General features: G+C 41.5%; 13 protein-coding genes. All 13 read left to right on the forward strand.

The features are described from left to right. The 13 genes from FDF36_RS08215 to FDF36_RS08280 all read left to right on the forward strand — a co-directional run bounded on the left by FDF36_RS08215 (position 1) and on the right by FDF36_RS08280 (position 14714). Positions 1 to 1326 (forward strand): hypothetical protein, encoded by a 1326-nt coding sequence (locus tag FDF36_RS08215; RefSeq protein WP_220391010.1) that lies wholly within the window; start codon positions 1 to 3, stop codon positions 1324 to 1326. A 4-nt stretch (positions 1327 to 1330) separates the two neighbouring features. Then, positions 1331 to 1948: an LPS export ABC transporter periplasmic protein LptC gene (gene lptC / locus FDF36_RS08220; RefSeq protein WP_220391011.1), complete on the forward strand. Its 618-nt coding sequence runs from the start codon at positions 1331 to 1333 to the stop codon at positions 1946 to 1948. Positions 1949 to 1950: 2 nt separating this feature from the next. After that, complete coding sequence (locus FDF36_RS08225; protein ID WP_220391012.1) at positions 1951 to 3207, forward strand: hemolysin family protein; 1257 nt, start codon at positions 1951 to 1953, stop codon at positions 3205 to 3207. A 120-nt stretch (positions 3208 to 3327) separates the two neighbouring features. Next, positions 3328 to 5466: a peptidylprolyl isomerase gene (locus FDF36_RS08230; RefSeq protein WP_220391013.1), complete on the forward strand. Its 2139-nt coding sequence runs from the start codon at positions 3328 to 3330 to the stop codon at positions 5464 to 5466. 178 nt (positions 5467 to 5644) lie between these two features. Beyond that, a complete protein-coding gene (rlmN, locus tag FDF36_RS08235) occupies positions 5645 to 6679 on the forward strand; it encodes a dual-specificity RNA methyltransferase RlmN (protein WP_220391014.1) in 1035 nt (344 codons plus the stop codon). A gap of 74 nt (positions 6680 to 6753) precedes the next feature. After that, entirely contained in the window at positions 6754 to 7800 is a 1047-nt protein-coding gene (locus FDF36_RS08240) for a DUF4837 family protein (protein ID WP_220391015.1), read from the forward strand. Between the two features lie 4 nt (positions 7801 to 7804). Continuing rightward, a complete protein-coding gene (gene pdxA, locus FDF36_RS08245) occupies positions 7805 to 8902 on the forward strand; it encodes a 4-hydroxythreonine-4-phosphate dehydrogenase PdxA (protein WP_220391016.1) in 1098 nt (365 codons plus the stop codon). Between the two features lie 24 nt (positions 8903 to 8926). Continuing rightward, complete coding sequence (locus tag FDF36_RS08250; RefSeq protein ID WP_220391017.1) at positions 8927 to 10153, forward strand: sigma-54 interaction domain-containing protein; 1227 nt, start codon at positions 8927 to 8929, stop codon at positions 10151 to 10153. Beyond that, entirely contained in the window at positions 10140 to 10661 is a 522-nt protein-coding gene (lptE, locus tag FDF36_RS08255) for an LPS assembly lipoprotein LptE (protein ID WP_008658877.1), read from the forward strand. Before FDF36_RS08250 ends, lptE begins: the two co-directional genes overlap by 14 nt. Before the next feature lie 5 nt (positions 10662 to 10666). Next, positions 10667 to 11422 (forward strand): tetratricopeptide repeat protein, encoded by a 756-nt coding sequence (locus FDF36_RS08260; protein ID WP_220391018.1) that lies wholly within the window; start codon positions 10667 to 10669, stop codon positions 11420 to 11422. A gap of 4 nt (positions 11423 to 11426) precedes the next feature. Next, positions 11427 to 11807 (forward strand): preprotein translocase subunit SecG, encoded by a 381-nt coding sequence (gene secG / locus FDF36_RS08265; RefSeq protein ID WP_005785472.1) that lies wholly within the window; start codon positions 11427 to 11429, stop codon positions 11805 to 11807. Positions 11808 to 11963: 156 nt separating this feature from the next. Next, a complete protein-coding gene (locus FDF36_RS08275; protein ID WP_032562503.1) occupies positions 11964 to 13634 on the forward strand; it encodes an MFS transporter in 1671 nt (556 codons plus the stop codon). Between the two features lie 750 nt (positions 13635 to 14384). Continuing rightward, positions 14385 to 14714 (forward strand): hypothetical protein, encoded by a 330-nt coding sequence (locus FDF36_RS08280; protein ID WP_032562504.1) that lies wholly within the window; start codon positions 14385 to 14387, stop codon positions 14712 to 14714.

Genomic DNA, 14714 nt, shown 5'->3' on the forward strand with positions numbered 1-14714 from the left:
ATGAAAATTAAAACGCTTGTGGCTGTGTTGTTTCTTTCGGCGGGAGCAACAACTGTGGTAGCACAGGACGACGCTAATTGTAATTCGAACAGTAGTATTTCTCACGAAGCAGTGAAAGCTGGCAATTTCAAAGATGCTTATACTCCGTGGAAAGCTGTGTTGGAGAACTGCCCTACTCTTCGTTTCTATACCTTCACAGACGGTTATAAAATTCTGAAAGGGTTGCTGGGGCAGATCAAGGACAGAAACTCTGCAGAATACAAAAAGTATTTTGATGAGTTGATGAATACGCATGATCTGCGTATGAAGTATACTCAAGAATTTTTAGGAAAAGGTGTGAAAGTATCATCAGAGGACGAGGCTTTGGGAATCAAGGCTGTCGATTATATTGCCTTTGCTCCTAATATGGATGTAAATCAGGCCTATGAATGGCTGAAAAAATCAGTGGATGCTGTAAAGGCTGAATCTTCGGGAGCTACTATATTCTACTTCCTGCAGATGTCACATGATAAGTTGAAGACAGACCCGGCTCACAAGGAGCAGTTTATTCAGGATTATCTGGCTGCATCCGAATATGTAGATGATGCTATAGCTGCTGCTGATAAAGAGAGCACGAAGAAAGCCCTTGGAGGCATCAAAGATAATTTGGTTGCCCTGTTCATCAATAGCGGTACTGCCGATTGCGAATCACTCCAAGCTATCTATGCTCCTAAAGTTGAGGCCAATCAGACAGATTTGGCTTATTTGAAAAAGGTCATAAGCATTATGAAAATGATGAAGTGTACGGATAGCGATGCTTATCAGCAAGCTTCATTCTATGTATATAAGATTGAGCCTTCAGCTGAAGCCGCTACCGGATGTGCATACCAAGCCTATAAAAAAGGAGATATAGACGCTTCCGTGAAGTTCTTTGATGAAGCTATTAATCTGGAGACTGATAATGCGAAAAAAGCGGAAAAGGCTTATGCTGCTGCCAGTGTTTTAACTACAGCTAAGAAATTGTCTCAGGCAAGAGCTTATGCTCAGAAAGCAATCAGCTTCAATGAAAACTATGGTGCTCCTTACATCCTTATTGCTAACCTGTATGCAATGAGTCCGAACTGGAGTGATGAATCGGCTTTGAACAAGTGTACTTATTTTGCTGTTATTGACAAATTGCAGAAAGCTAAATCCGTAGACCCGAGCGTTGCCGAAGAAGCTAACAAAATGATCAGCAGATATGCTGCTTATACTCCGCAGGCTAAAGACTTGTTTATGTTGGGTTACAAAGCCGGTGACCGCATCACTATTGGTGGTTGGATTGGAGAGTCTACAACGATCAGATAAATCTATGTTGCGACAACAAAGTAACGGTTTATTAAATAAAAGTTTGAGCATAACAATTGTCTTCGGGGCAATTGTTATGCTTCTTTTATTTTCTTCCTGTGGCGGAAAAAATAAGGTGATGGCTGATGCTATTACCGAACGGGATTCTCTCCCTGTCATGGATACGCGAGGAGTAACGACTCTTATATCCGATTCCGGAGTTACGCGTTATCGGGTCAATACTGAAGAGTGGCTGATTTTTGACAAGAAAAAACCCTCGTATTGGGCCTTTGAGAAGGGCATTTATCTGGAGCAGTTCGATTCGCTATTTCATATAGATGCGAGTATAAAGGCGGATACAGCTTATTATTATGATCGTGACCGGCTCTGGAAGCTTATTGGAAATGTCGACATCAAGAGTCTGAAGGGGGATCATGTGACTACTGAGTTGTTATATTGGAATGAAGCCACCAAGAAAGTGTATACCGATAAGTTTGTCCGGATGGAAAAGCCGGATCAGATTATGACCGGATATGGCTTTGAATCAGACGATCAGTTTATGAAGCCGGTTGTTCATAACATATCTGGTATAGTATATATCGATGAAGATGCCGAAAAGGCAAAAACAGATTCTGTAAAGTAACTATGAGCATCATTATTTACCTGTTGATTACGATGGCGTTTTCTGCTTTCTTTTCGGGAATGGAGATTGCTTTTGTTTCCGTAGACAAACTTCGTTTTGAAATGGACCGGAAAGGAGGGGTGTCATCGCGTATCCTTTCGCTATTCTTCCGGAATCCTAATGATTTTATTTCGACCATGCTGGTAGGGAATAATATCGCTTTGGTTATCTATGGTATATTGATGGCGCAGATTATCGGCGACAATTTACTGGCCGGATGGATCACTAACCATTTTGTGATGGTACTGGTACAGACTGTGATTTCCACGCTGGTTATCTTGGTGACAGGAGAGTTTTTGCCAAAAACGCTTTTTAAGATTAATCCGAATCTGGCTCTGAACGTTTCTGCGATTCCTCTCTTTATCTGTTATGTTGTTCTCTATCCGATATCTAAATTCTCGTCGGGGATCTCTTATCTCTTTCTCCGTCTGTTTGGGGTGAAGGTGAACAAGGAAGCTTCGGCTAAAGCTTTTGGTAAGGTAGATTTGGATTACTTTGTCCAGTCAAGCATAGACAATGCCGAAAGTGAGGAAACCCTGGACACGGAAGTGAAAATCTTTCAGAATGCACTAGACTTCTCGGCAGTCAAGATACGCGATTGCATCGTCCCGCGGACAGAAGTGGTAGCTGTTGCATTAGATGCAACTCTTGAGGAACTTAAAAATCGGTTTGTGGAGTCAGGCATATCAAAAATAATAGTCTATGATGGTAATATAGATAATGTGGTGGGATACATTCATTCGTCCGAAATGTTTCGTAACCCGAAGGATTGGCGCGATCATGTGAAAGAGGTTCCCATAGTGCCTGAAACGATGGCGGCCCATAAACTGATGAAGCTGTTTATGCAGCAGAAAAAGACCATTGCCGTGGTAGTGGATGAATTTGGAGGAACTTCGGGCATTGTCAGCCTTGAAGACCTTGTTGAAGAAATTTTCGGTGACATAGAAGACGAACATGACAATACTTCCTATGTTTGTAAGCAGATCGGAGAGCATGAATATGTGCTTTCGGCCCGTCTGGAAATAGAAAAAGTAAACGAAACCTTTAATTTGGAGCTTCCCGAATCCGATGACTATCTGACGGTGGGAGGGTTAATCTTGAATCAGTACCAGAGCTTTCCGAAATTGCACGAATTGGTCTCTGTCGGTAAATATCAGTTTAAGATAATTAAGGTTACAGCAACGAAAATCGAACTTGTTCGGCTGAAAGTAATGGAATAATGATCGATAGCTGTAATTTTTTAGCTAATAAATAGATGCATATTAGCATTTTTTGTATCTTCGTGCGCTAAAACCAAAGATGAAGAAAATAATAATAACAAATAAATCGTATTAATCAAAATGGCAACATTACAAAACATTAGATCCAAAGGACCCCTGTTGGTGATCGTTATTGGTTTGGCTTTGTTTGCTTTCATTGCGGGCGATGCCTGGAAAGTTCTCCAGCCACACCAATCGCATGATGTAGGCGAAGTCAATGGAGAAACTCTCTCTGCTCAGGACTACCAGAACATGGTAGAAGAATATACCGAAGTAATCAAGTTCTCAAGCGGAATGAGTTCATTGAATGATGAACAGACCAATCAGGTGAAAGATGAAGTATGGCGTAGTTATGTGAACAATAAACTGATTGAAAAAGAAGCGAAGAAGCTCGGTATTACTGTTTCGAAGGCTGAAATTCAATCAATCATTAACGAAGGTGTGAATCCGTTGCTGCAGCAGACTCCTTTCCGTAATCCTCAAACGGGTGCTTTCGATAAAGATATGTTGAAGAAATTCTTGGCTGACTACTCTAAAATGGACAAAACTAAGATGCCGTCTCAATATGTAGAATACTATGAAGGCATGCACAAACTTTGGTCATTCGTTGAAAAAACTCTGATTCAGAGCCGTCTGGCTGAAAAATATCAGGCATTGGTGACAAAGGCTCTTTTCTCTAACCCGATTGAAGCACAAGATGCTTTCGATGCAAGAGTGAACCAATCGGATGTACTGTTGGCTGCTGTGCCTTATTCTTCAATTGTTGATTCTACCATTACAGTGAAAGAGTCAGAGCTGAAAGATCTCTATAATAAGAAGAAAGAACAGTTCAAACAATATGTTGAAACACGCAATATCAAATACATTGATGTGCAGGTGACAGCCAGTGCAGAAGACAGAGCTGCCATCCAGCAGGAAGTGACTGATTATACAAACCAACTGGCTACTGCCAATGGTGATTATACTACTTTCATCCGTTCCACCGGGTCGGAATACCCTTACGTTGACTTGTACTATACTAAAAGAGCTTTCCCGTCAGATGTAGTTGCACGCATGGATTCGGCTTCGATAGGACAAGTATATGGTCCTTACTACAATTCAAGCGACAATACTATCAATTCGTTCAAGGTGTTGTCTAAAGTGGCTGCTGCCGATTCTGTACAGTTCCGTCAGATTCAGGTTTACGCTGAAGACGCCGCTAAAACAAAGGCTTTGGCTGATAGCATCTATACTGCTGTTAAAGGTGGGGCCGACTTTGCAGCTTTGGCTAAGAAGTATGGACAAACAGGTGAATCCAACTGGATTTCGTCTGCTAACTACGAAAATGCACAGATTGATGGTGATAACTTGAAGTTTATCAGCACTATCAACAATCTGGGAGTAAACGAACTCGCTAACGTATCATTGGGACAAGGCAATATCATTTTACAGGTGACTGACAAGAAAGCTGTGAAAGATAAATATAAAGTTGCCGTTATTAAACGTGCAGTTGATTTCAGCAAAGAAACTTATAATAAGGCTTATAATGACTTCAGTCAGTTTATCGCAGCTAATCCGACAGTAGAAAAGATGGCAGCTAATGCTGAAGAGTCTGGTTACAAATTGCTGGAAAGAAATGATCTGTATAGCTCGGAACACGGAATCGGCGGTATCAGAGGTACCAAAGAAGCATTGAAGTGGGCGTTTGCTGCGAAACCGGGTGAAGTTTCCGGTTTGTATGAATGTGGTGAAAGTGATCGTATGTTGGTTGTAGGTCTGGTTAACGTGATTGAAGAAGGTTACCGTCCTTTGGCTCAGGTTCAGGATCAGTTGAGAGCGGAAATTATTCGTGATAAGAAAGCTGAGAAGATCATGGCCGACATGAAGGCTGCCAATGCAACTACAATTGCCCAGTACACATCAATGGCCAATGCCGTAAGTGATTCTGTAAAACACGTAACATTTGCAGCGCCTGCTTATGTAGCCGCTTTGCGCAGCAGTGAGCCGCTGGTAGGTGCATACGCTTCGGTTTCGGATATCAATAAGCTGAGTGCTCCAATCAAGGGTAATGGTGGTGTATTCGTGTTGCAGGTATATGCCAAAGATAAGCTGAACGAAACATTTGATGCCAAATCAGAAGAGACTACATTGGAAAACATGCATGCCCGTCTGGCGAGTCGCTTTATGAATGATCTTTATCTGAAAGGCGATGTAAAAGATAAGCGATACCTGTTCTTCTAAAAACAGATTTGTTTTTTAGATAACGTCGTTTTAATATACGAAAGGCTGTTCCGATACAGGAACAGCCTTTCTTTTTGCTATCTCTTTCCTTCTTCCTATTAACTTTTGTCCCTTCTCTTTTTTAAAATCGACTTTTATTCCTTACATTTGCATGAATAAATAAATATTTGTAGTAAATATGCCCAAATATCCACTTTTAGGAATGACCCTTACCGAATTGCAATCTGTCACCAAAGATTTGGGGATGCCTGCTTTTGCAGCCAAACAGATCGCTTCCTGGTTATACGATAAAAAAGTGACTTCTATTGATGAAATGACCAATCTGTCGTTGAAGCATAGAGAGTTGCTCAAAGGAGAGTATGATTTGGGGATATCCGCGCCTGTTGATGAGATGCGTTCCGTAGATGGTACGGTGAAGTATCTTTATCGGGTGAGTGACAATCATTTTGTTGAAGCGGTGTATATTCCGGACGAGGATCGGGCGACATTGTGCGTGTCTTCTCAGGTGGGCTGTAAAATGAACTGTAAGTTCTGCATGACGGGTAAACAAGGATTTACCGCAAGTCTGACAGCCAATCAGATCTTGAATCAAATCGCAGCATTGCCGGAGCGGGATAAGTTGACCAATGTCGTGATGATGGGGATGGGAGAGCCCCTTGATAATTTGGATGAAGTATTAAAAGCGCTGCACGTCCTGACCGCTTCGTATGGATACGGATGGAGTCCCAAGCGCATTACTTTGTCATCTGTAGGATTGCGGAAAGGCCTTCAACGCTTTATTGAAGAAAGCGAATGTCATCTGGCTATCAGCTTGCATTCTCCTTTTCCTTCACAACGTTCTGAGCTGATGCCGGCCGAGAGGGCTTTCTCTATTAAAGAGATGGTCGATCTGTTAAAAAACTATGATTTTAGTAAACAACGCAGACTTTCGTTTGAATACATTGTTTTTAAGGGCGTCAATGATTCGCTGATTTATGCTAAGGAGCTGTTGAAATTGCTGCGTGGGCTTGACTGTCGGGTGAACTTAATCCGGTTTCATGCCATTCCCGGAGTAGACCTCGAGGGTGCCGGTATGGAGACTATGACGTCATTTCGTGACTACCTGACTTCACATGGATTGTTCACTACGATTCGAGCTTCCCGGGGAGAAGATATTTTTGCTGCTTGCGGGATGTTATCAACGGCCAAACAGGAGGAGAGTAACAAGAATTAATATAAATTATCAGCACATTGGATGAAAGTATACGACCATTTCGTAGATTTGTGAAAACATTAAAATTGATGCATATGAAAAAGTACCTGTTTTACCTCAGTATGGCTCTTGTAGCAGTAGTGTTGTTTTCTTGTAAAAGCGGCAAGAAAAGTGTGTTTACTCCAACTTCCAGCGGACGTGCTTACGAGGTCCTCGTTGTGGTTGAGAAGCCTGTGTGGGAGCGTCCTGCCGGTAGAGCTTTGTACAATGTGCTCGATACAGATGTGCCCGGACTTCCGCAATCGGAACGTTCGTTCAGGATCATGTCCACCTCTCCCAAAGATTTTGATGCCATCCTGAAGTTGGTGCGCAACATTATTATCGTAGATATACAGGACATTTATACTCAGCCTAAATTCAAGTATGCCAAGGATGTATATGCATCTCCCCAGATGATTCTGACTATCCAGGCTCCGGACGAGGCATCGTTTGAGAAGTTTGTCGAAGAGAACAAACAGCCGATTATAGATTTCTTTACCCGTGCCGAAATGAACCGTCAGATCTCTTTCCTGGAGAAAAATCATAATGACTATATTTCGACGAAAGTAGGTAGCATGTTCAACAGTGATATTTGGCTTCCGGCCGAACTGAGCAGTTCGAAGACAGGAGAAGACTTTTTCTGGGCAGGTACTAATGCCGCTACCGGAGACCAGAACTTTGTGATCTACTCTTACCCGTATACAGATAAGGATACCTTTACGAAAGAATTTTTCGTCCATAAGCGCGATTCAGTGATGAAGGCTAATATTCCGGGTGCCAAAGAGGGTATGTACATGACAACTGATTCGTCTACTGTAGAGGTTCGCCCGATCGATATTCATGGAGATTATACAATGGAAGCACGCGGACTGTGGCGTATAAAGGGCGATTTCATGGGCGGTCCGTTTGTTTCGCACACCCGTCTGGATAAAGCCAGCCACCGTATTATCACTACAGAAGTATTTATTTACTCACCCGATAAAATGAAGCGTGACCTGATGCGCCGGTTGGAAGCATCTCTGTATACTTTGCAACTTCCTACCGAGAAGGCGCAGGAACAGATTCCGATGGGCATAGAGCAGGAGGAGAAAACTAACAAATAACAAAATGGAAGATAACAAAATAAAAATTGGTATCACTCAGGGAGACATAAACGGGGTAGGATACGAAGTCATTTTAAAAACGTTTGCCGACCCCGTCATGTTGGAACTCTGTACACCGGTCATTTACGGCTCTCCGAAAGTGGCTGCATATCACCGCAAGTCGCTCGATTTGCCTACTAACTTCAGTATTGTCAATACCGCTGCAGAAGCTGCACACAATCGCCTGAGCGTGGTCAACTGTACGGATGACGAGGTAAAAGTGGAGTTTTCAAAACCCGATCCGGAAGCCGGTAAAGCTGCTTTAGGAGCACTTGAGAAGGCGATAGAGGAGTTCAGGGAAGGCTTGATCGATGTCATTGTGACGGCTCCTATCAATAAGCATACGATTCAGTCCGAAGGATTTGCTTTTCCCGGACATACGGAATACATCGAACAACGTCTGGGGAATGGTTCTAAATCACTGATGATCCTGATGAAAGAGGATTTCCGGGTAGCTTTGGTGACAGGGCATATTCCGGTTCGCGAGATAGCTTCTTCAATAACCAAGGAGCTGATTCAGGAGAAACTTGTCATATTCAACCGGTCGTTGAAACAGGATTTCGGGATTGGTGCGCCGCGTATCGCAGTGTTGGCACTGAATCCGCATGCCGGAGACGACGGATTGCTCGGTACGGAAGAACAGGAAATCATTTCTCCTGCTATTCAGGAAATGGCTGCCAAGGGAATCTTGTGCTATGGCCCTTATCCGGCTGACGGATTTATGGGATCGGGTAATTTTACTCATTTTGACGGAGTACTGGCCATGTATCACGATCAGGGATTGGCTCCTTTCAAGGCATTGGCCATGGATGAAGGTGTGAACTACACGGCGGGTTTGCCGGTGATACGTACTTCTCCCGCACATGGCACAGCCTATGACATTGCAGGAAAAGGCGTTGCTTGTGAAGATTCATTCCGTCAGGCTATTTATGTAGCGATCGACGTATTCCGTAACCGCCAACGTGAGAAGGAAGCACATGCCAATCCGTTGCGTAAACAATATTACGAAAAACGAGACGACAGTGATAAACTGAAGCTCGATACAGTAGATGATGATATTTAATCAGGAAGGGAGTTTAGTGCGAATATGACAAAAGCGGAAATACAACAGGTAAAACTAAGGTTCGGTATTATTGGTAACACTGAAGCTTTGACGCGTGCGATAGATGTTGCCATACAGGTAGCACCTACCGATTTGTCCGTACTAATAACCGGAGAGAGTGGTGTCGGTAAGGAAAGTTTCCCTCAGATCATTCATCAATACAGTCGTCGCAAACATGGACAGTATATTGCTGTCAACTGTGGCGCTATTCCTGAAGGAACTATCGATTCAGAATTGTTCGGCCATGAAAAAGGAGCTTTTACGGGAGCTATCGGTGAGCGAAAGGGGTATTTTGGTGAAGCCGACGGCGGAACAATTTTTCTGGATGAAGTCGGAGAATTGCCTTTGCCCACGCAGGCACGTTTGCTTCGTGTACTCGAGAGTGGGGAGTTTATAAAAGTAGGTTCCTCCAAGGTACAGAAAACGGATGTCCGCATTGTGGCTGCTACCAATGTCAACTTAACCCAGGCCATTGCAGAGGGACGTTTCCGTGAGGATTTATACTATCGTCTCAATACAGTGCCCATCCAGATTCCTCCTTTGCGGGAGCGTGGAGAGGATGTGCTGTTACTGTTCCGTAAGTTTGCAAGTGACTTTGCAGAGAAGTACCGTATGCCCGCCATACAGCTGACCGAAGATGCCAAACGGGTTTTGCTGTCTTATTCCTGGCCGGGTAATGTGCGCCAGTTGAAGAATATTACGGAGCAAATCTCTATAATTGAGACCAATCGTGAGATTAATGCCCCTATCTTGCAATCTTATCTGCCTGCCCAGAATACGCAGCGATTGCCTGCCCTGTTCGGTGTAAAGACGGGGAAGAGCTTCGAAAGTGAACGTGAAATCTTATATCAGGTTCTTTTTGACATGCGACAGGATGTGACCGAGCTGAAAAAGCTTGTACACGAAATTATGTCCGAGCGCGGAGCGGTAACCTCCAATGTCGGCACGTTTTATACGCCGGCTCCGGTAGTAGCCCCTACGCCTTCCGTACCTGCCATCATTCATCCGGTCAAGCCCAATTGTCCCGATGACGATGACATACAAGATACCGAAGAGTATGTGGAAGAGTCGCTTTCGTTGGACGAAGTCGAGAAAGAAATGATACGCAAAGCCCTTGAAAAGCATCATGGCAAGCGAAAGAGCGCGGCAAAGGATCTTAATATATCCGAGCGTACCCTTTACCGAAAAATAAAAGAATATGGATTGGAATAAAAAGATAATGCGAATTTCACTGCTGGTTTTCACACTGGTAGTAGGAATTTCGTGTACTGTTTCTTATAAGTTTAATGGTGGTAATATCAATTACGATAAGGTAAAGACTATCTCTATTGCCGACTTTCCTATTAAGTCGGACTATGTTTATGCACCGTTAGGCACTAAGTTCAACGAGGATCTGAAAGACATTTTCCTTCGTCAGACCCGTCTGAAACTGGTGAATAATAATGCCGACCTCGAGATTGATGGAGAGATTACCGGATATAATCAGTATAACCAGGCTGTTTCGGCCGACGGATACTCTTCTGAAACCAAGCTGACTATCACAGTGAATGTTCGTTTTGTGAACAATACGAATCATGAACAGGACTTCGAGCAACAGTTCTCGGCCTTCCGTGTCTATGATTCGAGGGAGTTGCTGACAGCCGTTCAGGACGGACTGATTGCGGAGATGACCAAAGAGATTACAGATCAAATATTTAACGCAACGGTAGCAAACTGGTAATTAGAATGATTTCTGCTAACTTACAACAATGGATTCAGCATCCGGAAACGCTGAATAAAGAAACTTTGTACGAGTTGCGAACGCTTGTCACACGCTATCCTTATTTTCAGTCACTGCGATTACTCTATCTTAAAAATCTATATTTGTTGCACGATATCTCTTTCGGTGCCGAGCTTCGTAAAGCCATATTGCATGTGGCAGATCGCCGGAAGTTGTTTTATCTGATTGAGGGTGAACGATATATTTTGAAACCTCGGAAAAAGAACGCACTTCCCGAAACAGAAGTTTTAGAGGAAGAGCCCAGCCTCGATCGTACGCTTTCCCTGATCGATGCTTTTCTGGCCACCGTGCCCGAAGAGATTTCAGCCCAGACAAGCCTGGACTATGCAACGGACTATACCACCTATTTGCTGCAAGAAGACGATACACCGGAACTGGAAGAAACTCCCAAACTTCGCGGTCATGAATTGATTGACGGCTTTATCGAAAGAAGTGAAGAAGAAACATCCATCCGTTTGCAACCGGCAGATGAAAATAAAGCTATCTCCGAAGAGGAAGAGAGCGAGACGCATCATGAAGAAGATGAAGATGATAGCTGTTTTACCGAAACATTGGCCAAAATATACGTCAAACAGCATCGATATTCCAAGGCTCTTGAAATTATTAAAAAATTAAGTTTGAAATATCCAAAAAAAAATGCTTACTTTGCAGACCAAATCAGATTTTTAGAGAAATTGATTATTAACGCTAAATCAAAATAACAAAATGTACTTATTATTAGTTATCTTAATGGTTATTGCAGCCATACTGATGTGCTTCATTGTGTTGATTCAGAACTCAAAAGGCGGTGGTCTTGCTTCAGGGTTCTCATCATCTAACCAGATTATGGGTGTACGCAAAACTACAGACTTTCTGGAAAAAGCAACTTGGGGCTTAGCTGCATTTATGGTTGTGATGAGCATTGCTACTGCGTATGTCGTTCCGACTTCTTCTTCTAAAACACAAGATGTCATTATGGAACAGGCACAGCAGGAAGAGCAGACCAACCCTTATAACCTGCCCGTAGGTACTACTGCACCGAAGACAGACGCTGCTGCTCCGGTTGAAGCACCTGCCACAGAAACTCCGGCTACTCCGGCAAACTAACAACAGATTCTTTTTAAGAAACGATAAGCGAAGCTGCAATTTCAAACCGAAACTTGCAGCTTCGCTTATTCTTTGCTGTAAAATTTAGTTTTTGGTGATGATGACATTCTATAATTAATTACCTTTGTCCTTAATAAAAACATAAAATTTTAAAATATGACAGAAACCATTCAAAAAAAACTAAGTGATAAGACTTGGGCGCGTTGGACGGCATTGCTCATTGTTTCGTTTACGATGATGTGCGGCTATTTTCTAACAGATGTAATGTCACCCTTGGATCGGTTATTGACGACAAAGGGGAAGATTGTTTATTTCACAGATGGTACATCCATGCTTGCGGATTCATTGGTCGCTAAAATAAGAGCGGTGGAAATGATTTCAGACATGACTTCTTCTACTTTAGAGCAACAGTTTGCAACTGATGAGGAGCTATTAAATTCTTTTACGAGAGGAAAAACTTGTGAAGTCATAGACTCTGTACAAAGTATTGTAGCGGATAATTTGCAACTGAGAAGTGGTATCATTGCTAATGATAGTGTTATTCGTAGAATTTCCTTGAAAACGGTCGTTATTGAAAAGACAGTGGATGCAGCCGTTGAAGGTAAAAACTGGAAAGATACTGAATATGGTTTCTTTTCAGGCTCTTATGGTTATATCAATGTCTTTTTATTGATGTTGTTTTTTGGTGGCATTATTCTTGATAAGATGGGAGTACGTTTTACAGGATTGATGTCTGCTAGTTTGATGTTGGTTGGTGCATTAATTAAATGGTATGCTCTTTCTGTAGACTTTGGTTCGGCGACGATGTTTGGTATGCAGATGCAGGTAATAGTGGCATCACTAGGCTTCGCTATCTTTGGAGTGGGATGTGAAATTACTGGTATCACAGTATCTAAAATTATTGTTAAATGGTTTACAGGCCGTGAATTGGCTTTGGCTATGGGACTTCAAGTAGCCATGGCTCGTATTGGTACGGCATTGGCATTAGGTGTCAGTTTACCTATTGCCCGTTCGATGCAGGATATCTCTTATTCGGTACTGTTTGGCGCTATTGCTTTGTGTGTTGGTCTTCTTTTCTATTTAGTGTATTGTGTATTAGATAAAAAAGAAGATAGTTCAGTTTCAGCCACTAGTCTGTCATCGGATGATGAGGAAGGTTTCAGAATGACGGACTTGAAGCTAATCTTTACTAATAAGGGATTTTGGCTGGTGACTTTGCTCTGTTTGATGTTTTACGCAGGGGTTTTCCCATTTTTAAAATTTGCTACAAAATTAATGATATTTAAATATCATGTACCTGAATCATTTGCAGGATTGATTCCTGCATTATTACCTTTTGGCACAATTTTGCTGACTCCGGTATTTGGAACTTTGTATGACCGTATAGGGAGGGGGGCCACACTGATGATTATAGGTTCTGTTATGTTGACTGTTGTACATGTTCTTTTTGCATTACCATTGATGAATGTTTGGTGGTTTGCTGTTATTGTGATGATTGTTCTTGGTATTGCGTTCTCGCTTGTACCTAGTGCTATGTGGCCATCTGTTCCAAAGATTATTCCAATGAAGCAATTAGGATCTGCTTATGCTATTATCTTTTATATTCAGAATATTGGTTTGTCTATGGTTCCATTGTTGATAGGTTGGGTTATCAATGATTTTGCTGCTGTAAAAAACTCTTCAGGGCTTATTGTCGACTATGATTATACAATCCCAATGTGTATTTTTGCTGTTTTTGGGTTGATTGCTATCTTTATAGCGTTTTTGTTGCGTAAAGAAGATAAAAAGAGGCATTATGGTTTGGAAGAAGCCAATATCAAGAAATAAAGTGTTTTTTAAACAAGAGAAGTAGGAAATATGGCAGACGCAAAAAAATAAATAAATCTTCTGGATATAATATTTTTTCATAGTGAGAATATTATAGCTAAGAAGGGGAGTGATGATGCCATTATCTTTACTTTGTCTTGGCTTAAAATTGATATTGAATCTGGGCATCGCCATGAAGGCGAACGTGCCGTCGAATGACACTAGGTATATTCCTTAAATTAGGGCCAACTAATTTATTTCGAATTAGTTGGCTTTTGGCTTTAGACACTTTTGTGAAAATATATTTGAGAGATTCAATCAGTGGCGATCAATATATAAAAACATAATAAGGATACAAAAAATCTCCAAGTCATCTTACTTAGATTTTACAGAGTGTAATATTTTCAGAGACTATTGCAGAGTTTTTGATGCCGTGAATTGGAGTGGATTCATAGCCCTTTCCTTTTTCTAGATTGGCTGATAAAATGCAACTTCACTATTTCGTGTGAAAGAAAATTGCTTTGGCGTTTTTTTAAAATATACATCATTTCTTCAGATCTTAAATTGATTGAATTCCTGCAATATTCACTACTAGCTATTTTTAATTAAATTCTATTGCAAAGGAGTTAATTTTATATCGAACTCATGTTATTCATATTTCAGGGTAAAAATTGGAAATCTAAGATTTTTTTTTAAAAATATATATATATGCTTTTTTTTGAATTTTATTTTTCTTATATTGCAAAATGTTAAACTAATATATATTGTATTATGAAAAAAATAGTAGCATTATTAGTATTTGTTGCGGTTGTTGTTAGTTCTCTTTGGTATCAACTTCCGACTTTGAAAAGAGATCTTGTAGAGAGAACAACATCATTAGCTAATCTAGAATCTTTAGCTAATCCCGAAGATGGTTGGGATGATGGGTTTGTTATAACATGTAGTAGTGGTTGGTACGGGGAATGTCAACGCTTTGAATTATACATTTGCAATAATGGTAATCAAGCGGCACACTGTATAAAAACAGGAGATCCAGAAGAATATTGCAATGGATTTCTTGCTGTGTTTTGTACTATTTTTGGAATGTCTCCTCATCCATAA

Source organism: Bacteroides fragilis (genome assembly GCF_019583405.1).
Lineage (GTDB): Bacteria > Bacteroidota > Bacteroidia > Bacteroidales > Bacteroidaceae > Bacteroides > Bacteroides fragilis_B.